Source organism: Burkholderia sp. Ac-20353, from assembly GCF_017104785.1.
Classification (GTDB): domain Bacteria; phylum Pseudomonadota; class Gammaproteobacteria; order Burkholderiales; family Burkholderiaceae; genus Burkholderia.
Window position 1 is genome coordinate 16,021 of the sequence record NZ_JAAGPL010000046.1, and the last position, 17,397, is coordinate 33,417.

General features: G+C 61.9%; 17 protein-coding genes. 4 read left to right on the forward strand and 13 right to left on the reverse strand.

The genetic code is table 11. The features are described 5' to 3' along the window. Positions 1 to 99: 99 nt before the first annotated feature. Positions 100 to 588 (forward strand): Lrp/AsnC family transcriptional regulator, encoded by a 489-nt coding sequence (locus G3N94_RS16000; protein WP_205793497.1) that lies wholly within the window; start codon positions 100 to 102, stop codon positions 586 to 588. 115 nt (positions 589 to 703) lie between these two features. On the opposite strand, the gene G3N94_RS16005 is transcribed toward G3N94_RS16000, so the two are convergent. After that, positions 704 to 1,594, reverse strand: coding sequence for a PhzF family phenazine biosynthesis protein (locus tag G3N94_RS16005; RefSeq protein WP_277398545.1), 891 nt, complete (start codon positions 1,592 to 1,594; stop codon positions 704 to 706). Positions 1,595 to 1,784: 190 nt separating this feature from the next. Next, positions 1,785 to 2,576: a crotonase/enoyl-CoA hydratase family protein gene (locus tag G3N94_RS16010; protein ID WP_205793498.1), complete on the reverse strand. Its 792-nt coding sequence runs from the start codon at positions 2,574 to 2,576 to the stop codon at positions 1,785 to 1,787. Between the two features lie 296 nt (positions 2,577 to 2,872). On the opposite strand from G3N94_RS16010, the gene G3N94_RS16015 reads away from it, so the two are divergent. Continuing rightward, positions 2,873 to 4,021, forward strand: a complete 1,149-nt coding sequence (locus tag G3N94_RS16015) for an AraC family transcriptional regulator (RefSeq protein WP_241021875.1) — start codon at positions 2,873 to 2,875, stop codon at positions 4,019 to 4,021. On the opposite strand, the gene G3N94_RS16020 is transcribed toward G3N94_RS16015, so the two are convergent. Continuing rightward, entirely contained in the window at positions 3,994 to 6,465 is a 2,472-nt protein-coding gene (locus tag G3N94_RS16020) for a TonB-dependent receptor (RefSeq protein ID WP_205793499.1), read from the reverse strand. The genes G3N94_RS16015 and G3N94_RS16020 overlap by 28 nt on opposite strands. Before the next feature lie 285 nt (positions 6,466 to 6,750). On the opposite strand from G3N94_RS16020, the gene G3N94_RS16025 reads away from it, so the two are divergent. Together G3N94_RS16025 and G3N94_RS16030 are read left to right on the forward strand one after the other, a co-directional pair. After that, complete coding sequence (locus G3N94_RS16025) at positions 6,751 to 7,620, forward strand: amino acid ABC transporter permease (protein ID WP_205793500.1); 870 nt, start codon at positions 6,751 to 6,753, stop codon at positions 7,618 to 7,620. A 12-nt stretch (positions 7,621 to 7,632) separates the two neighbouring features. After that, on the forward strand, positions 7,633 to 8,451 hold the full coding sequence (locus tag G3N94_RS16030; protein ID WP_205793501.1) for a transporter substrate-binding domain-containing protein: 819 nt from the start codon (positions 7,633 to 7,635) through the stop codon (positions 8,449 to 8,451). A 62-nt stretch (positions 8,452 to 8,513) separates the two neighbouring features. On the opposite strand, the gene G3N94_RS16035 is transcribed toward G3N94_RS16030, so the two are convergent. The 10 genes from G3N94_RS16035 to G3N94_RS16080 form a co-directional block, all read right to left on the reverse strand. Further along, a complete protein-coding gene (locus G3N94_RS16035; RefSeq protein ID WP_205793502.1) occupies positions 8,514 to 9,857 on the reverse strand; it encodes an LLM class flavin-dependent oxidoreductase in 1,344 nt (447 codons plus the stop codon). An 81-nt stretch (positions 9,858 to 9,938) separates the two neighbouring features. Then, positions 9,939 to 10,313 (reverse strand): DOPA 4,5-dioxygenase family protein, encoded by a 375-nt coding sequence (locus G3N94_RS16040; protein ID WP_205793503.1) that lies wholly within the window; start codon positions 10,311 to 10,313, stop codon positions 9,939 to 9,941. Between the two features lie 16 nt (positions 10,314 to 10,329). Beyond that, positions 10,330 to 10,761, reverse strand: a complete 432-nt coding sequence (locus G3N94_RS16045) for a biopolymer transporter ExbD (RefSeq protein ID WP_205793504.1) — start codon at positions 10,759 to 10,761, stop codon at positions 10,330 to 10,332. 11 nt (positions 10,762 to 10,772) lie between these two features. Continuing rightward, complete coding sequence (locus tag G3N94_RS16050; RefSeq protein WP_205793505.1) at positions 10,773 to 11,195, reverse strand: biopolymer transporter ExbD; 423 nt, start codon at positions 11,193 to 11,195, stop codon at positions 10,773 to 10,775. A gap of 12 nt (positions 11,196 to 11,207) precedes the next feature. Continuing rightward, positions 11,208 to 12,149, reverse strand: coding sequence for a MotA/TolQ/ExbB proton channel family protein (locus tag G3N94_RS16055; RefSeq protein ID WP_205793506.1), 942 nt, complete (start codon positions 12,147 to 12,149; stop codon positions 11,208 to 11,210). Between the two features lie 68 nt (positions 12,150 to 12,217). Continuing rightward, positions 12,218 to 12,955, reverse strand: a complete 738-nt coding sequence (locus G3N94_RS16060; RefSeq protein WP_205793507.1) for an energy transducer TonB — start codon at positions 12,953 to 12,955, stop codon at positions 12,218 to 12,220. A 36-nt stretch (positions 12,956 to 12,991) separates the two neighbouring features. Further along, complete coding sequence (locus G3N94_RS16065) at positions 12,992 to 13,336, reverse strand: DUF3088 domain-containing protein (RefSeq protein WP_205793508.1); 345 nt, start codon at positions 13,334 to 13,336, stop codon at positions 12,992 to 12,994. A 99-nt stretch (positions 13,337 to 13,435) separates the two neighbouring features. Next, positions 13,436 to 14,476 carry an LLM class flavin-dependent oxidoreductase gene (locus tag G3N94_RS16070; RefSeq protein WP_205793509.1) on the reverse strand — a complete coding sequence of 347 codons (1,041 nt, stop codon included), beginning with the start codon at positions 14,474 to 14,476 and terminating at the stop codon, positions 13,436 to 13,438. A 90-nt stretch (positions 14,477 to 14,566) separates the two neighbouring features. Beyond that, positions 14,567 to 16,354, reverse strand: a complete 1,788-nt coding sequence (locus tag G3N94_RS42975) for an amino acid ABC transporter permease/ATP-binding protein (RefSeq protein WP_205793521.1) — start codon at positions 16,352 to 16,354, stop codon at positions 14,567 to 14,569. Between the two features lie 23 nt (positions 16,355 to 16,377). Then, positions 16,378 to 17,379 carry an LLM class flavin-dependent oxidoreductase gene (locus G3N94_RS16080; RefSeq protein WP_205793522.1) on the reverse strand — a complete coding sequence of 334 codons (1,002 nt, stop codon included), beginning with the start codon at positions 17,377 to 17,379 and terminating at the stop codon, positions 16,378 to 16,380. Positions 17,380 to 17,397: the final 18 nt, after the last annotated feature.

A 17,397-nucleotide genomic window follows, 5' to 3' on the forward strand; every position in this document is an offset into this window, starting at 1 on the left:
TGCCTCACAAAGTGAAAATTGCTCCCAAATTGTTGACTATATGGCCTTCCATCGGCATGATCCCGTCGTGACGAAGACAATTCTTGGAATGATTTGCCCATGACCATCTCCCCTGTACTCGATCGCACTGATTGCGCCCTTTTAGAGGCGCTTCAGGAGAATGCTCGGCTGACCGTGGCGGAGCTCGGCGAGCGTGTCTCGTTGACCTCGTCACCGTGTTGGCGACGAGTCAAGCGTCTCGAAGAACTCGGACTAGTCAGGGCCTATCGGGCTATCCTGTCGTCCGAGCAACTTGGCTACGGCGTGACAGCATTTGTGAATGTGATGATGGGAGACCACGCTCAGCACGTGCTGAGGCAGTTTGAGCAGCGCTTGTCGGAGATCCCGGAGATCGTCTCGTGCCACCACGTATCTGGCAGGTATGACTTCCTGCTGGAGGTAGTCGCAGTCGACCTGAAGTCGTTCGGGGAGTTCGCCCGGAACGTCCTGCAAGCGTTACCGGGCGTAAAGGAACTCTATTCGAGTTTCTCGCTGAAGGCGGTGAAGGACGATCGCATCCTCCCCCTCCCCAACGCCGGAGCGCGTTGACCGACGAACTCCGAAAAATTGTCGTCGACAGGTGCTCGATAAGTGAAAGCTGCTTCTCCAATTGCGGATGCCCTAACAAGGCGCGATCAACGCCCCGGGGTGGTTGATCGGAATTTCAGTGTGGGCAGGCAATAGTCCCGTCGACGCAGGTAACGCACTGCCCCCCCACACGAATCGCGCCGCCTTCATCAAAGGTTATGGATATCCTCCCATTGCGGCCAACGGCAGTTCCCTGCGAACTCATGTAGGTGTGGCCGGAGCTGTGTACTTCAGCTTCGCGAAGGAAGGCCGCGATCGCGCCGTTGCCGCTTCCACATACGGGGTCTTCATTGACACCATGACTGGGTGCGAACGTGCGGACTTCTATCGCAGCAGCAGCGTTCTCTGGGTATGTGCCGAACACCACGACGCCTGTGGAATCGGTATTCAGGTTGAAGGCCGTCATATGCGCCAGATCGGGCTGAAGCGCCAGAACAGCCTCTGCAGTGGCCAACTGAACAACCGTCCAGGTGGGACCTACGTCAATGAACTTAGGTGCAGGTGTCCGGAGAACGGGCGACGCCAGGATGCTCTCAAGTGCGATAACTTGCTCGGCCGACAAAGGTTGATATCCGGGCGGAGGCAGCTCGAAGGCAATCACCGGGCCGCCGCTGTCTACAGGAGAGACGGTCAGTTCAACCAATCCCGCCGCACACTCTTGCGTGAGCCTGCCGTCCTTGGCGCTGATCATTCCAGCCTCCAGAAGCGCATGGGCCGTCCCCAATGTCGGATGGCCGGCAAACGGTAGCTCGGAACGCGGCGTGAAGATGCGCACGCGATAGTCTGCGGTGGCTTGCGTTGGTGGAAGAACGAAGGTGGTTTCCGAGAGGTTGGTCCAGTTGGCGATACGCTGCATCTGCTCGGTGGTGAGCCCTTGCGCGTCGAGGACGACAGCGACAGGATTTCCGCGATAAGGATCGCTGGTGAAAACGTCGATTTGCTTGAAAGGAACTTTCATACTGTTCATGGCTATGCGTTGAGATGATGCCGTTTGCGCACGGGACCAACGCACTTTTCCCGGACATGGCCGTAACCGCGCAGTTGTTCCGGTAGGCCGACCAGTTCAATGGCGGTCGCGAGACTCGCGAGCCCGTCGATGGATACCGCACTTGCGCTGCACTCCCTGTGCCGGCGCGGTCTGGCATCCTTGCTGCCGGTCAATTCGGCTTCACCTTGCAGGCTTTCTTGTTGACGAAATCGCCCAAGCGTTCCTGAACGTCGTGACCCTGCTGGATCATGGCCATCACCAGTCCTTCGGTGAACAGCCCGTCCGTGGCCGACATGTCGGCGATGCGGCTGATGGCGCTGACGATGGCGTAGTTGGAGAGCACCGCGTTCCCTGCGATCTTTTTCGCCAAGGCCAGCGCGAACTCTGGCGCGGGTGTGTCGCCCTTCGCGGAATCGCAGATGTAGTGGGTCAGCCCCAGTTGGCGGCCTTCCTGCGCGTCGACGACCCGGCCGGTAAGCATCATCTCGACCATGCGCGGGGCTGAGAGGATGCGCGCCGTTCGCACCGTGGCCCCGCCGCCGGTAAAGATTCCGCGCGTGCCTTCGGGCAGCGCGAAGAAGGTGCCGCTGTCGGCCACGCGCACATGGGCTGCGCTGGCCAGTTCCAGTCCACCCCCCACTACCGCACCCTGCAGACAGGCGACCACGGGAATGCCACCATGCTGTATCTTGTCGAAGGCGCGGTGCCAGCCTTGGCACACGCGCATGAATTCCACGCCGCTGCGCGCCTTGTCGTGATGCTCCTTCAGATCGAGTCCAGCGCAGAAATGATCGCCCTTGGCGGTAAGGAGGATGACGCGGATGTGGGAAGGGACGCTGGAAAAGTACGCGTCAATTTCGGCGATCGCGCTTTCGTCGAGGGCATTGCGCTTGTGTGCCCGGTTCAATGTGACGATGCCGATATTTTCTAGCTCGGACGTCAGCAGGTACGGTTCGGCCATTGAGATGTTTCCCGATATTTCGATTAATAAAGTCAAGGTGGACGCCACTGGCGAAACAGAGCGCTATTTCGATCACTTCGGCACGAGCCGCATGCCGGTGCATCTCGCAGCGCCTCAGGGAAAATGTAGCCCTCCCGCCGTCGTGCTGCTATGGCAGATGGAGACTCCGGATTTGCATAAACTGACAGCGTCGGCTCCTGAACGCGCAGTCGGACTAGACTCGACCTTGATGCTCTCGTTGCCCCTCTCGTCATCGGGAGCACGGTTGGACAAGTCGAGGCCGAAGGGACAAAGTCATGAGTGATCCGGACACAGCAATCGAGCAGGGCAGCGGCATGTGGAATGCCAGCGGACCGGCGATCTTCACGGTCTCCTCTGCTTTCGTTGCAGACTTGATAAGAAGCCTTCGCACGGTGAGTTCAGAATCGACCTTGGACGAATGCTTTAAGCGTGCAGGAATTGTCAAAAAGTTTCTGGATCATCCGGAGGCGCGCTTGACCCATGATCAACTGGTTCGACTATATAAGGAGAGCGCAGCAGCGACTGGCGACGAGATGATGGGTTTATGGAGCCGCCCGATACGTACGGGTACACTTAAATACCTCATACGATCCGTGTTGGGCGCATCATCGATTAAAGTAGCCGTTTACAGGTTTAGTCAGTTCTGGAACCTCCTGCTCGACGACTATCGATTGGACTTGCATCACGATGAAGCCACTATGTGGCTGGAGCTGGTACCTCGGTCTTCCAGTGTCGGACTAAATCGTTTTGGACATACCTTATTGCTGAAGTTGATTCATGGCATCGTTTCGTGGCTGGTCGGCCGGGAAGTTCCGGTTCAAGGGGTACTTTTTGCGTTTTCAAGGCCGATTTTTGCCGAGGATTACTCCATCCTTTTTCCTGTTCAGGTTGAATTCGATGCGCCGACATCGAGAATATTGTTTCAGTCAGAATTTGGGAGTATTCGGGCGGAAAGGACCGCTGCCGAAGTGCGGAGATTTCTTGAGCGTGCGCCGCGAGACTGGATCTTTACAGCATATCGAGAACACGCAATACAGCTCCAGGTTCGGGAAATGCTGTATGCAGATCTTGCAGCCACGTTGGACGACGTCTCACACAAGCTCAATATTTCCTCTCGTACGCTTATACGTAGATTGCAGTCGCAGCACCTTTCCTTTCAAGAGATCAAGGACGACCTACGTCGCGATCTGGCAATTCTCGACTTGGCCCGCACGGACATTTCACTGGGAGAGATCGCCTACGCTCTTGGCTTTAGCTCGCCCGCAACGTTCCATCGCGCATTTCGGCAATGGACAGGCATGACTCCCGGAGCATACCGATCAGCTCAGCAGCAGATCCGGCTTCATTGCCATAGGGAAAGCCTTCAAGAAGGAGCCTTGCCTGTACTTGCCGCCACTCAGATCGACACGGTCAGGCGCGCATAGTAGTAGCCGCCGTTGATGCCATAGGGCGACAGGTGCGGGTACAGGTCGTAGTTCGGTCGCGCGTTCGGATTGGTCTGGTTCGGGTACTTGTTGAACACGTTATTTGCACCGATCGCGATGGTCGCGTGTCGCGTGATCCGGTACGCAATGTCGACGTCGGTGATGAATGCAGGGTTCACGTGATCTTCGTAGAAGCCGCTGTAATCGCTCGCCCACTGCGTCTGCGACGACTTCCCGTAATAGGTCTCGCGCAGCGTGAACCGCCACGGGCCGTACGAGTACGCGCCCGATCCGGAGATCACGATCCGCGGTGTCGCAGTAGTCAGGTTCGAGGTCTGGATCGCGTCGAGTACCGCCACGCCGGCGGCCTGCAGCGAGGCCGGCGTATTGGACGAGCGGATCGTCGTGCGGTTGTAATTGCCGTTGAGGTTCCAGTCGACCTTGCCATAGCGTCCGAAATCGGACCGGTAGGCGAGCGCCAGGTCGATGCCGCGCGTGCGCGTGTTGGCGCCGTTCGTAAAGAACTGCGCGTACGTGTTCGCGACGGCATCGGGCGGCACGACCGTGCCGTTGGCCGCGATCGCCGACGCGGCGAGCGCCCCCGAGATCTGGCCGGAATCGACGATGCGGTTGTCCACGTCGACCTGATACGCGTCCACGCTCAGATGCAGCCCGGCGACCGGTTCGGCGACCACGCCGAAGCTGAACTGCCGCGAGGTCTCGTTCTTGAGTGCAGGCGCGCCGAGCACGCGCGCGCCCGCGGAATTGAGCGGGATCTGGATCGTCGCGCCGCCGGTCGTCACGTTGGTGGCCGAATAGTTCTCCTGCACGAGTGTCGGTGCATGCGTGCCGGTGCCCGCGGAGCCGCGCAGGCCGAGTGCGCGGCTGAAGTCGTAGCGCGTCGACACGGTGCCATCCAGCGATGCGCCGAGGCGCTGGTAATCCTCGCCGCGGATCGCGCCGTCGACTTGCCACTGCGGCAGGATGCGCGTCGACACGTCGGCATACGCCGCGATGCTGTGGCGGTGCGCATTGCTCGCATCGGACGGCCGGTAGCCCGGGAACGCGATCGCGCCGGTCTGGTAATAGGACGCGGCGTCGCCCGCGTCCATGCTGAAGGTCTCGTAACGGTGCTCGAGCCCGAGCGCGACGTTGACGGGCGCGCTCCAGTGCGCGAACGAGAAGCTGCGCTTGAGATCGAAGTTGGTCGTGAGCTCGGACGACGCATACCCGCCGACCTTGAACTGCGTCGGCGTCGAACCTGTGTCGGTCAGCAGGCTGTAGTTGGCCGTGTTCAGGTTCGACAGCGTGATGTCGTCGCGGCCGTAGGTGGTGCTCAGATCCCAGTTCCAGTTCGATGCGGTCGTGCCCTTCACGCCTGCGGTAAAGCTGTAGTCGGTTTCATGGCTGCGTTCGATCGGCGAGAATCCGTTCGGATAGATCGCGTCGAGCCCCGGCAGGTTCGCGGCGAGGTACGAAGGCGACCGATAGTTTTCGTACGCCCTGACTGCCCGGTCGGACACCGTGCCGAAGCTGTAGAGCGTGACGCCCGCGTTGAGCGGCTTTTCGAGGTTGTAGCCGAACGTGGCGAGATTCGTTTGCGGATCGCCCTGCACTCGCGCCGGTTCCGGGCCGCCGCTGTCGCTGCTGCGGTTCGAGTAACCGTGGTGGCGCAGTGTCGCGCTCAGCGTAAGCGAGCCGTCGTCGCCGAGCGGCATCCCGTGCACGAGGTCGACCTGGCCTGTCGCGCCGCCGCCGTTCAGATATCCGCCTCCGGACGCCGTGACCGTCGTGCCTTCGCTGTCCTTCTTCAGGATGATGTTGACGACGCCGGCGATCGCATCCGACCCGTACTGCGCGGCGGCGTCGCCGAGCAGCACTTCGATGTGGTCGATCGCGGCGATCGGGATCAGGTCGAAGTCGACCGCGTTCGCGCCTTGCGACGGATCCTCGTCGGCATAAAGAGTCGCGGACAGATGGCGGCGCTTGCCGTTGACGAGCACGAGGGTCGACGAAGGGCCGAGCCCGCGCAGCTGGAACGTGCGCGACAGCGCCCCCGCATCGTAGCCCACGGCCGGCGTGGTCAGGGACGGCACGACCGCCTTCAGCGCGTCGAGCAGGTTGCCCTGGCCCGTCGCCACGAGTTGTTGCGCGGTGACGACCTGGATCGGTGTGCTGCTGTCGCGCTGACGTTGATGGTTGGCGCGGCTGCCGGTGACGACGACGGTATCGAGCGACACGCTCGATCGGCTCGCCGCGTTCGTTCGAGCGTCCGCCTGCGGCGCGGCGGTGTCCTGCGACGCGGCAGCGAGGGTGGCCGCGTTGGTCGCGGGATTCGCTATCGGCTGAACCGGCTGCGCGACGGCGATCGTTGTCGACCCCAGCGCCAGCAGTGATCCGATCCCCGCGGCCAGCGTGCTTCGTGCTTCCGATCTTTTCTTCATTGTTGTTTGTGCTAAGGCATGCGAAAAGATCGATCACTCGCATGAATCGCGAAATGCGAAGCTTCCGCCGGTCTGGTTCTGGATTGTTGAAGATGCTCATGCTAACCCCGTCACGCGCACGCTTTTATAGTCAATTCAGATAACTAAATCCGCATTTGATCTGCAAATTGAACCGGAAATGCCTGTACGGGTTCGAACGATTCGCTTACTCTTTCGCACGCTCCCTGTTTTGTTGATCTGCGACGCGTCATGTCCTCGAAAGAAATTCGAAAAGTCGAAATACAAATGGTGTCCGAATCGGGCGATCACGCCCGGGGCCGTCGAGCGGCAACCGCGCATCCGGCGAATCGCTTCGCCGCATACGAGGTCAGCCGCGCCAGGCGCTTTCGCGCGCTCGTCGCGCTCACGTGGGCCGGGCTCCTCGTGTCGCTGATCGCCGCGCTATCGGGACTCGGGCTGCAGTTCTCGCTGATCCAGGCCAAGCTGCCATTCCTGCTCGGCATGCATCTGTCGCCGGACGGGTTCATCCAGGGCGCTCCGCTGACGATCCTGATCACGCTGATATCGATCGTCTGCTGCATCGTCGTCGCCGTGCTGGTTGCATGGGGGCGCATGTCGTCGAACGCGTTCGCGTTCGCCGTCGCGTCGTTCTACGGCTCGTGCTTTCGCGGCACGCCGCTGATGCTGCAGGTGCTGTTGATCTATCTGGCCTTGCCGCAGGTGGGCGTGATCATGGGGCCGGTCACATCCGGCGTGATCGCGCTGTCGCTCAACTACGGCGCCTACCTCGCGGAGACGATTCGCGGTGGCGTGCTTGCCGTGCCGCGCGGACAGCGCGAAGCGGCGCTGGCGCTGGGATTGCCGCCGCACGTGATCGCGTGGCACGTGGTGGCGCCGCAAGCATTGCGGATCATCATCCCGCCGGCGGGCAGCCTGTTCGTGTCGATGCTCAAGGACTCGTCGCTCGTGTCGCTGATGGGCGTATGGGAGCTCAATTTCCTCGCGCAGTCCTACGGGCGCAGCACTTACCGGTACATGGAAATGCTCGTCACCGCGGCGGCGATCTACTGGGTAATGTCGATTCTTTGCGAACTGCTGCAGACGCGGCTCGAGAAACGTTACGGACGCGGTTTCGAACTACGTCCCCCACTTTGATCTTGTACAACCATGAAGCGCCTGATTCCTTTGTTGCTTGCCGCTAGCGCGGCCTGGACCTCGATTCCCGCACATGCCGGTGCCACGCTCCAGCGCGTCGAGCAGACTCACGTGATGCGCATCGCGGTGGTCAACACCTATCCGCCGATGGGTTTCATCGACGACTCGAACCAGCTCGCCGGCTTCGATATCGACGTCGCGAAGGCGCTCGCGCAACGTCTCGGCGTGAAGCTCGTGCTCGACGCACCCGCGTGGGAAACGCTCGTCGGCGGCCGCTGGAGCGGCCGCTGGGACGCGTGCATCTGCTCGATGACGCCCAATGCGGAGCGTGTCCGGGTGCTGGACTTCGCGACGCCGTATTACAGCTCCCCGGCGGTACTCGTCGTCAACCGGTCCGAGACGCGGATCAAGTCCGCTGCCGATCTCACCGGCAAGAAGGTCGGCGTGGGAACCGGCTCGAGCTACGAGAGCTATCTGCAGAAGACGCTGGTCATTCCCGGCGCGAAGCCAATCGCGTTCCCGTTCGGCGCGGTGCAGATCATCCCGGGCGACGAGTCGGTGGCGTTCGAGAATCTGGCGCTCGGCGCGGGCGTGCGTCTTGACGCCGTCGTGTCCGATCTCGCCACCGCGAATGCGCGCATCCGGCGCGCGCCGGTCTTTCGTATCGCCGCGCAGCTTTATGCGGAGCCGAACTGGGTGGTAACCGAAAAGGGCGACCCGGAGTGGAAGGCGCGGCTGGCGGCGGCCGTCCAGAGCCTGCGCACGGATGGCACGTTGTCAAGGATCTCGCTGCACTGGCTCGGTGAAGACGTAACGAAGGACTTGCGTTGATCGAATCGGCTTGTCCGGCTTGACCTGCACGCCAGCAGCCGATTCGAACACCACGCGCATCGTTACGCCGCAGCGTGACGATTGTGCGGATAGGGCGCATCGAGATGGTCGCGCAATGTCGTGCCGCGATACTCGGTGCGGAACAGGCCGCGTTGCTGGAGGATCGGCACCACCTGCTCGACGAACTCGGTGAATGCCGTAGGCGTCCCGCCCCCGACGATGAAACCATCCGCGGCCTGGGACTCGAACCATTCCTGCAGCCTGTCCGCGACATGTTCTGGTGTACCGATGAAACCCGGACGCGGCGCGGCTGATTCGAGCGCGACCTGGCGCAAGGTCAGGCCGCGCTCTCGCGCGTTGCGCTTGATTTCGTCCGTCCCGCTACGGAAACTGTTGCTGCCGAGATCGCCGAGATCCGGGAACGGCTCGTCAAGCGGGTATTGGCTGAAATCGTGATGCTCGAAAAACCGGCCGAGGTGGTCAAGTGCACTCTCGATCGTGATCAGCTTCAGGCTCTCCTGATAGCGCTGCTCGGCCTCTTCCGCCGAACTGCCCAGGATCACGCCGATCCCCTGGAATATCTTCAGGTCGTCAGGGTGGCGCCCTTGCGCGATCACCTGATGCTTGAGATCGGCATAGTACTCGCGCGCGTGGGCCAGCGTATCGTGATGCGTAAACACGGCATCCGCCTGCTTCGCCGCGAGCTGCTTGCCCGCGTCGGACGCGCCGGCCTGGAACAGGATCGGGCGGCCCTGCGGCGTGCGGCCGACGTTCAGCGGCCCCTCGACCGAGAAATACTTGCCCTTGTGGTTGAGCGTATGGAGTTTGGCCGGATCAAAGAACACCCCGCTCGCGCGATCGCGCACGAATGCATCCTCCTCCCACGAATCCCACAGGCCCTTCGTGACCTCGAGGTATTCGTCAGCGATCCGGTAACGCTCGTCATGTTCAGGGTGCTCGGTACGCGAGAAATTCCTTGCGGAACCTTCGAGCGGCGAGGTCACCACGTTCCAGCCCGCGCGCCCCTGGCTCAGATGGTCCAGGCTCGCAAACTGCCGGGCAACCGTGAACGGCTCGCTGTACGACGTCGACAACGTGCCGACCAGCCCCACCCGTTCGGTGAGCGCCGACAGTGCGGACAGCAGCGTGAGCGGCTCGAACCGGTTCAGGAAGTGCGGAATCGATTTCGCGTTGATATGAAGGCCGTCCGCGACGAACACGAAATCGAATTTCCCCGCCTCCGCCTGCCGGGCAACGTGCTTGACGAAGTCCGGGTTGATGCTCGCGTCGATTACCGCATCCGGGTGACGCCACCCTGCGTAGTGGCCGCCAGGTCCGTGAATCGTCGCACCGAGATGAATCTGCCTGGAACGCTCCGTCGGCTGCACTGCGTTTGCTTCGCTCATGGTGAAATATTCCTATGCAATCCTTAATTGAAGAATACCGATTCCGTCCTGTTGGAAATCAGCTCACCCACGGCTCTCCAGTCAAGCGGGAGCAGGACTCGACCCGTTTTCCAACGCGGACAGATTCAGCGTATAAGCCCGCCCGATCCATACTGCCGAATCGCGATGGTCACGTAGTTCGTCATCGGTGTTCGGATGAAGCAAGATATCGAGTGCGCGGTGATTGAGGATCAACCAGCCTGCTATGACGCCAAAGTTTCCGGACGAGAATGCGATCTCGTACGACCATCGCGGATGCGGGCCAACCAGCCGCTCATTGAAGCGCCCAAGCTGCACGGCGTCCCCGAAATGAGCCGTGACCACCTGCCGGAAAGCCCACGCGTCGTCGCGACTCGTTTCATCAAAATAGACGTGCGCGTGCCAGTTCTCGATCGCCGTCGTGCTCAGATAGGTCATGGGATTTTTCGGGTCCTCACTCCATGAACTGCTCGTTGCCGATCAGCCCGATCTTCGTCGCGCCTTCGCGTTGTGCGGCAGCCAATACTTCGGCCACTGCCCGGTAAGGCGCCGCCTTGTCCGGACGCAGCCGGATCTCGTCCTGGTCGGCCTCGGCGGCCACCTGGCGGAATTTCGCCTGCAGCCCCGCTGCCCCGCCCACGGATGTGCCGTTCCAGTTGATCGCCCCATCGGCGCCGATGTCGATCTGCACCACCTGCGGCAGATGCGGCGGCGGCGGCGGGTTTCCCACCGGCAGGTTCATCTTCACCGAGTGCATCTGGATCGGGATCGTGATGATCAGCATGATCAGCAGCACCAGCATCACGTCGATCAGCGGCGTGGTGTTGATGTCGACCATCACCTCCGGCTCGTCCCGGCTTCCCCCGGAACCTACATTCATACCCATCGTTCGAACTCCTAGCCCCCGCGAGCGGGCGGCTCCGTGATGAAGGCAACCTTGACGATCCCCGCCCGCTCGCACGCCGTCACGACCTTGCCGATGTACTGATACGGCGTGGCCTGATCGCCGCGCACATGCACGTCCGGTTGCGGCGTCTGCGTCGAAGTCTCCTTCAACCGCGACACCAGCGTCGGCAGGTCCACGTGCTCCGTGCCCCAAAAAATGTCGCCCTGCCGGTTCACCGCGACCTCGATGCTTTTCGGCTGCGTCTGCAGCGGCTGTATCCGCTCATGCGGCAACTGCACCTGGATCGTGTGGGTCACCACCGGGATCGTGATCAGAAAGATGATCAGCAACACCAGCATCACGTCCACGAGCGGCGTCGTGTTGATTGCCGAGATGACCTCGTCGTTGTCGTCACCGCCAACACTGATTGCCATGACCGACTCCGTTTACGGCTGGAGCGCATGAAGCGCCCGCGATTGCTGCACTGCCTTCGCCGCGACATTGCCAGCCGCCCGTTTTCCGCCCGCGAGCAACACCGTGTGCAGTTCTGCGCCGAAGTTGCGCACGCGCTCCATCACGGCCTTGTTGCGACGCACGAGGAAGTTGTAGCCGAGCACGGCCGGCACGGCCACCGCCAGCCCGATTGCGGTCATGATCAGTGCCTCGCCGACCGGACCCGCGACCTTGTCGATCGACGCCTGCCCGGCGATGCCGATGGCCGTCAGCGCGTGATAGATGCCCCACACCGTACCAAACAGGCCGACGAATGGCGCGGTCGAACCCACCGTGCCGAGGAACGCGAGGCCGTCCTGCAGGCGATTCGACACGTTGGTGATCGAGCGCTCGATGTTCAGGTCGATCCAGGTATTGCGGTCGACCGAATCGAGCAGCGCGGTGTCGTGGTGCTCGCCTGCGTCGATCGCATTCTCGGCGATGAAACGGAACGGCGACGATTCATCGAGCTGGGCAGCGCCCAGGGCCAGCGACGGTGCATTCCAGACCTGTTCGTCGGCCGACTTCGCACGGCTGTTCGCGCGGGCCTGCTCGAGAAACTTGGTCACCATGATGTACCAGCTGCCGAGCGACATGATCACGAGCAGCGCAAGCACGAAACGGGCAACAAAGTCACCGTTTGCCCACAACGCACCCAGACCATACGGATTCTCGACGGTCGCCGACGATGCGGGCTCGGGCGGCGGCACGGCCTGGTCGGCCGCACTTGCCGCAGCGGGTGTCGTCGCTGCCAGAGCAGCGCCGGACGCTGCCTGAACCGGGGCGGATGCAGCCCCCGTCTGGGCAAACGCGGCCTGCGGTACAGCCAGCGTGCCCCCGACACCGGCAGTGATCATCAAACCTGCCGCGATTGCGGCGCGAATACGCTTATTCATAAGGACTCCATATGCGTCATTTGTCGATTCTGAAGCTGGCCAGATCAAACGGTTTCCCGTGAACCGCCTTAATTCAGGTTAAAGGAAAACGGTACCTGCACCCGCACCGACTGCCCCTGCGCAATGCAGTGGAAGCGCTTGACGGCCTTGAGCGCCGCACGATCGAGCACCGGATCAGCCGATTTCGCGACTCTCACGTTCGTGACGTGGCCGTCCGGATCCACCGTAAACTCGATCGTCAGATCGCCGGTGATGTTGTTGTCCTGCGCCTCCTGCGGATAAACGATCGACGAACGGATTTCATCCGAATTCGGGCAGACCACACCAATCTCGTGGTTCACCGGCTTGGCTTCCGCTACAGGCGCCGGCGCAGGTGGCGCCTCGTGCACGGGAGCAGTGGGTGCAGGAGCACTCTGGTGCGTAATGGTCGGTTGCGGAGGAGCCTGTACGTGCACTTCCGGCGGCGGTACGAACGGTGGCGGCGGCGGTGCAACGCGCGGCTTCGACACGATCTTTTCAACCACCTTCGGCGGCGGAGGCGGCGGTGGTGGCGGCTTCACCGGCACGATGATGCGGGTCTCGATCGGCTGCTGGACGATCTGGACGACCCGGGTCGCCAGGCCGTTCACGAGTGCCCATATCAGGACGACATGCAGGACGACGGCAATGGCGATACCACCAAAGCGACGTACAGGGTTGGTCTGCTTCCTGCCAAACTCACGCGGGCGACCAATAGCCGCGCGTTCGGATCGAGAGCCAGTTGGTCTCTCGTCCAGGTATGCGGCAGATGTATCGAGTGACGACATCGCGAATTTCACCAAAAATTTATGAAACGAACGGCCTCAATGCACTTTGGGGAATCCGTGCCGTTCGGCCAGCAGGGCCAGGATGCGTTTCGTGTCGGTCACGAAATGCTTGTCGCCCAGCGCCTGCGCGTCGTCGGGCACCGGGTGCTCGTCCCCGAGCACCAGCACCGGCAACCCCTGATGCGCGCCGTCGAGCGCGGCGATCACATCCGGTCTCGGCCGGGCAAACGGCACCCGTTTCACCTCGAGCCGTTCAGCCCGCGACGGATCAGCCGCCAGCAGCCCCTCGATCGGGATACCGTGGGGACAGACGAAGCGCTCGCCCGGGTGGGCGGGATCGGTAAATCCGGGTTCAAGCAACAGCAACAGATCTCGACTCATGGTCACCACCGTATTTCATTAAAGGTTGGATCAGACTGGACCCGGCTTCTGCCGCTCCATTCGACCTGGTTTCGTTAACTCACTTCGCATTCCTTTCGGTCAGGCCGCAACCGATTCCCGCTGGTCGACCGGACGCCAGCCGAGTGCCGGAGCGATGCGCGTGATGAAGTCCTCGATAATCTGCTGATAGTTCTCGAACGGCAGGTCGTAAGGCAATTCGAGGCGCAGTTCCCGCACCTGTCCGACAACGGGATCCGCCAGCAATCGCTCCACGATCTCGTCCGAGGTGCCGACAAGATCCGGCGCGAACAGCGTGCGTCGTTCACCCTGCGGCGCAAGCGTGCGCGCATGACGCCCTTCCGCAAAGGCCCGATAGCGTTCGCGGTCCCGGGAACTGGCGCCATCGGTCGGCACGATCACACGCCCGAGTGCGATACGGGGCGCCTGGGCTTCACTCCAGTTGGAGCGGTACAGATCCAGTTGCTGCAACTGGGCCTCGATATAACTGTCGGTTCCCTCGCCCGTGGTCAGATTGCCGATCAGCAGGTTAAAGCCGTTACGGCCCGCCCACTCGATCGATCGGCGTGAGCCGCCTCCATACCAGAGCCGACCCGTCAGCCCGGGCGCATAAGGGCTCACGCGCGGCCGGACCCGGCCCGCGGCCGATTCCACGAACGTGTCCTCGTTACCGAGCCAGTCGCCGGCGAGATTGCGGCGCAGGCGGGCAACACGCGCATGCGAGAAGTCGACGAGATCCGGATCGGTATCGAAAAAGCGCTCGCCCAGCAGTTCCCCATGATTCGGCGCACCCGCACTGAGCCCGACATTGAGCCGGCCCTTCGAGAGCACGTCCACGGTGGCGAGATCCTCCGCCAGCCGGAACGGATTCTCGTACCCCATCTGGATCACCGCCGTACCCAGTCCGATCCGCGTGGTGCGCTGGCTCGCCGCGGCAAGAAAGGTCGCTGCCGACGACACCGCACGCTCGAGATGGCGCTGCCGCACCCAGGCACTGTCGTAGCCGAGTATCTCTCCCGCGCGGAACAGTTCGAGTGTCCGCTCGAATCCCGCGCCTGCACCATCGTCGGGATAGTTCCCGGGTGTCAGGAAGGCAATATGATCAATACGCACGCTGCTCATTTTTCGTACCCTTCATCAATTTAGTACTACTGCACGGCTAGTTTGAGCGCCGCCGCTGCATTGTTTCCGCCCCGTTCGATCAGGAACCGCCTATGACAGCACCTTGGACAGGAACTCGCGCGTCCGCGGATGCGAAGGTGCCGCAAGCACGGCGGACGGCGGCCCCGCCTCGACGATGCGTCCGCCATCCATGAAGACGACCGTATCCGCCACCTCCCGCGCAAAGCCGATCTCATGCGTGACGATGATCAGCGTGGTTCCGGAACGCGCAAGCTGACGAATCACGTCGAGTACTTCATTGACGAGTTCAGGATCGAGCGCGGAAGTCGGCTCGTCGAACAGCAGCACCTGGGGCTTGAGCGCAAGTGCGCGCGCAATCGCCACGCGTTGCTGCTGCCCGCCCGACAGTTGACGGGGCCACGCATCGGCCTTGCCCGCCAACCCGACACGGGCGAGCAACGCGCGCGCTTCCTCTTCGGCCCGTGCACGTGGCAAACCAGCGGCTAGCGGCGCCTCGATGATGTTTTCGAGAACGGTCAGGTGCGGAAACAGGTTGAAGCTCTGGAACACCATGCCGACTTTTGCCCGACGCTTCAGGACATCCTTTTCCTTGAGTTCGTAGAGCGTGTGCCCTTCACGGCGATAACCGACGAGTTCGCCATCGATATCGATGAAGCCATCGTCGACCCGTTCGAGATGATTGACGGTGCGCAGCAGCGTCGACTTGCCGGAGCCAGACTGGCCCAGAATCACGGTCACGCTTCCGGACGGGACCAACAACGACACGTTATCGAGCACCTTCAGCGTTCCGAAGCTTTTCGATATGCGATGAATGCCGACGGCTGCCCCGATCCGCTGCTGCGCCCAGCCCGTTGCCTCTGCACCCGACACTCCCTTACGGTCAGCGCTGGAAATCAGTGTCTGGCGCGCGCGGCGACCTTTGCGAAGGAATATAGACAACGGCGACACGGCGACATGGTCACGGGTTGCGCCTCGTGCATAGTAGCGCTCGATATGCACCTGGATCGCAGACAATACAGTCAGAATGATCAGATACCAGACCGTCGCAACCATCAGCAACGGAATCACTTCCAGATTGCGGTGGTAAATGATCTGGACCGTGTAAAAGAGATCCGGCATCGCAAGGATATAGACAACCGCCGTTCCCTTTGCCAGGCCGATCACATCGTTGAACGCTGCGGGCAGGATCGCTCGCATTGCCTGCGGCAACACGATCCGCCAGGTTTGCCTGGCGCGCGGCAGCCCGAGGGCGGCCGCTGCCTCGCGTTGCCCATGATCGACCGACAGAATCCCGCCGCGGATCGCCTCAGCTGCAAAGGCGGCCTGGGTCAGCGTGAGCCCCAGGATGGCCGCCATGAACGGCGTGATCAGGTCCGTGGTCGGGCCGTGCAGCAGCACGATGTCCGTGAACGGGATACCGAGCCTAACCGTGTCATACAGATAGCCAAGGTTGTTCAGCAACAGCAGCAGCACGATCGTCGGAATCGACCGGAACAGCCATATATAGGCCCATGAGCACGCAGACAACAGCGGCGAGCGTGAAAGCCGTGCCAGCGCGAGTGGAATGGCCAGCGCGAAGCCGAGAACCGCACCAAGCGCCGTCAGCAGCAAGGTCTGCCCCAGCCCTGCGAGTACGGCCTCCGAGAAAAACCACTGCGCAAAGACGTTCCAGCCCCAGTGCGGATTGTCGAGCGCCGAATAGAGCACGGCAACGATCAGTACGATCGCGACGATGGTGCCAATCGTCCTCGCCGGATATCGGGCGGCAACGATCCGGTAATGGGCATGGTCGGCGGCCGACGGTGCACCTTCAGGCACGAACCGCACGTTGCCGGCAATCGGGGAGATATCGTTCATCACGCTGCCTTCGCGCATGGCCGTTACACGCCAACAGTCTGCTCGACACCCGCCAGCGCTTCGACCGATGCGAGGCGCAACGCGTAATCCGCAACAGGGTTATCGATGACGAACTCCTCGATCCCGAAGCGCTCATGCAGCGCATCGAGTTCCCGGCGCACATCTTCCGGCGTCCCGGCGATCACCTGCGGATGCAGTTCATCGATCTGGTAGTCGGTGACCCCCACCTGGCGGGCAAACTCCGCCGCGGCCTCCGGGCTCTGCAGGTTGACGCTCTGTCCGTTACCGAGTCTCAGCTTGAAGATGCGCAGCGCGCCGACCTGACGTTTCGCGTCTTCCGCCGATTGCGCCGCCACCGCAAAGAGCGCCAGCAACGGCACATGCCCGGTAGCATTGCGATAGACGTCAATCGAACGTTCGATATTGGCGATATCACCGTTGAAGTGACCGGCGTAGCAGAATTGCCAGCCGTGCTGCGCAGCCAGTTCGGCGCTTTCCGGACTGCCGCCCAGCAGAATGCGCTGCGGCGATTCCGGTGGCGCGGGCAATGCGACAGCACCGGCGAGCGGATGATCGTCGGCGACCCCCTCTCCGAGAAACGCATCGAGCTCGGCGAGTTGACCGGCGAAATCCGGCTTCTTCGCCTTGTCGTGAAACCACTGCAGCGCTCGCGTCGTGAGCGGCAAGCCACCGGGCGCCTTGCCGACCCCGAGATCGACCCGGCCCGGAGCGAGCGAAGCGAGCACCCGGAACGATTCGGCAACCTTGAACGGGCTGTAGTGCTGAAGCATCACGCCGCCCGACCCCACGCGAATCCGCGAGGTATGCGCGAGCAGATGCGAGATGAGAATTTCCGGTGCCGAACTGGCAAGCCCCGGCGCACCATGGTGCTCTGCAATCCAGTAGCGCTTGTAGCCAAGTGCTTCGGCACGCTTTGCCAGCCTGATCGTGAAACTCAGCGCGTCATGCGCAGTCGCCCCGTCTGCGATCGGGCTTTTATCGAGAATCGAAAGGGAATATGACATGAGACTCAACCTTGAAGA

What these genes read in the sequence shown, in the direction of transcription:
- G3N94_RS16000 (WP_205793497.1), top strand. Translation starts at nt 100, where the DNA reads ATGACCATCTCCCCTGTACTCGATCGCACTGATTGCGCCCTTTTAGAG.
- G3N94_RS16005 (WP_277398545.1), bottom strand. Translation starts at nt 1,594, where the DNA reads ATGAACAGTATGAAAGTTCCTTTCAAGCAAATCGACGTTTTCACCAGC.
- G3N94_RS16010 (WP_205793498.1), bottom strand. Translation starts at nt 2,576, where the DNA reads ATGGCCGAACCGTACCTGCTGACGTCCGAGCTAGAAAATATCGGCATC.
- G3N94_RS16015 (WP_241021875.1), top strand. Translation starts at nt 2,873, where the DNA reads ATGAGTGATCCGGACACAGCAATCGAGCAGGGCAGCGGCATGTGGAAT.
- G3N94_RS16020 (WP_205793499.1), bottom strand. Translation starts at nt 6,465, where the DNA reads ATGAAGAAAAGATCGGAAGCACGAAGCACGCTGGCCGCGGGGATCGGA.
- G3N94_RS16025 (WP_205793500.1), top strand. Translation starts at nt 6,751, where the DNA reads ATGGTGTCCGAATCGGGCGATCACGCCCGGGGCCGTCGAGCGGCAACC.
- G3N94_RS16030 (WP_205793501.1), top strand. Translation starts at nt 7,633, where the DNA reads ATGAAGCGCCTGATTCCTTTGTTGCTTGCCGCTAGCGCGGCCTGGACC.
- G3N94_RS16035 (WP_205793502.1), bottom strand. Translation starts at nt 9,857, where the DNA reads ATGAGCGAAGCAAACGCAGTGCAGCCGACGGAGCGTTCCAGGCAGATT.
- G3N94_RS16040 (WP_205793503.1), bottom strand. Translation starts at nt 10,313, where the DNA reads ATGACCTATCTGAGCACGACGGCGATCGAGAACTGGCACGCGCACGTC.
- G3N94_RS16045 (WP_205793504.1), bottom strand. Translation starts at nt 10,761, where the DNA reads ATGGGTATGAATGTAGGTTCCGGGGGAAGCCGGGACGAGCCGGAGGTG.
- G3N94_RS16050 (WP_205793505.1), bottom strand. Translation starts at nt 11,195, where the DNA reads ATGGCAATCAGTGTTGGCGGTGACGACAACGACGAGGTCATCTCGGCA.
- G3N94_RS16055 (WP_205793506.1), bottom strand. Translation starts at nt 12,149, where the DNA reads ATGAATAAGCGTATTCGCGCCGCAATCGCGGCAGGTTTGATGATCACT.
- G3N94_RS16060 (WP_205793507.1), bottom strand. Translation starts at nt 12,955, where the DNA reads ATGTCGTCACTCGATACATCTGCCGCATACCTGGACGAGAGACCAACT.
- G3N94_RS16065 (WP_205793508.1), bottom strand. Translation starts at nt 13,336, where the DNA reads ATGAGTCGAGATCTGTTGCTGTTGCTTGAACCCGGATTTACCGATCCC.
- G3N94_RS16070 (WP_205793509.1), bottom strand. Translation starts at nt 14,476, where the DNA reads ATGAGCAGCGTGCGTATTGATCATATTGCCTTCCTGACACCCGGGAAC.
- G3N94_RS42975 (WP_205793521.1), bottom strand. Translation starts at nt 16,354, where the DNA reads ATGAACGATATCTCCCCGATTGCCGGCAACGTGCGGTTCGTGCCTGAA.
- G3N94_RS16080 (WP_205793522.1), bottom strand. Translation starts at nt 17,379, where the DNA reads ATGTCATATTCCCTTTCGATTCTCGATAAAAGCCCGATCGCAGACGGG.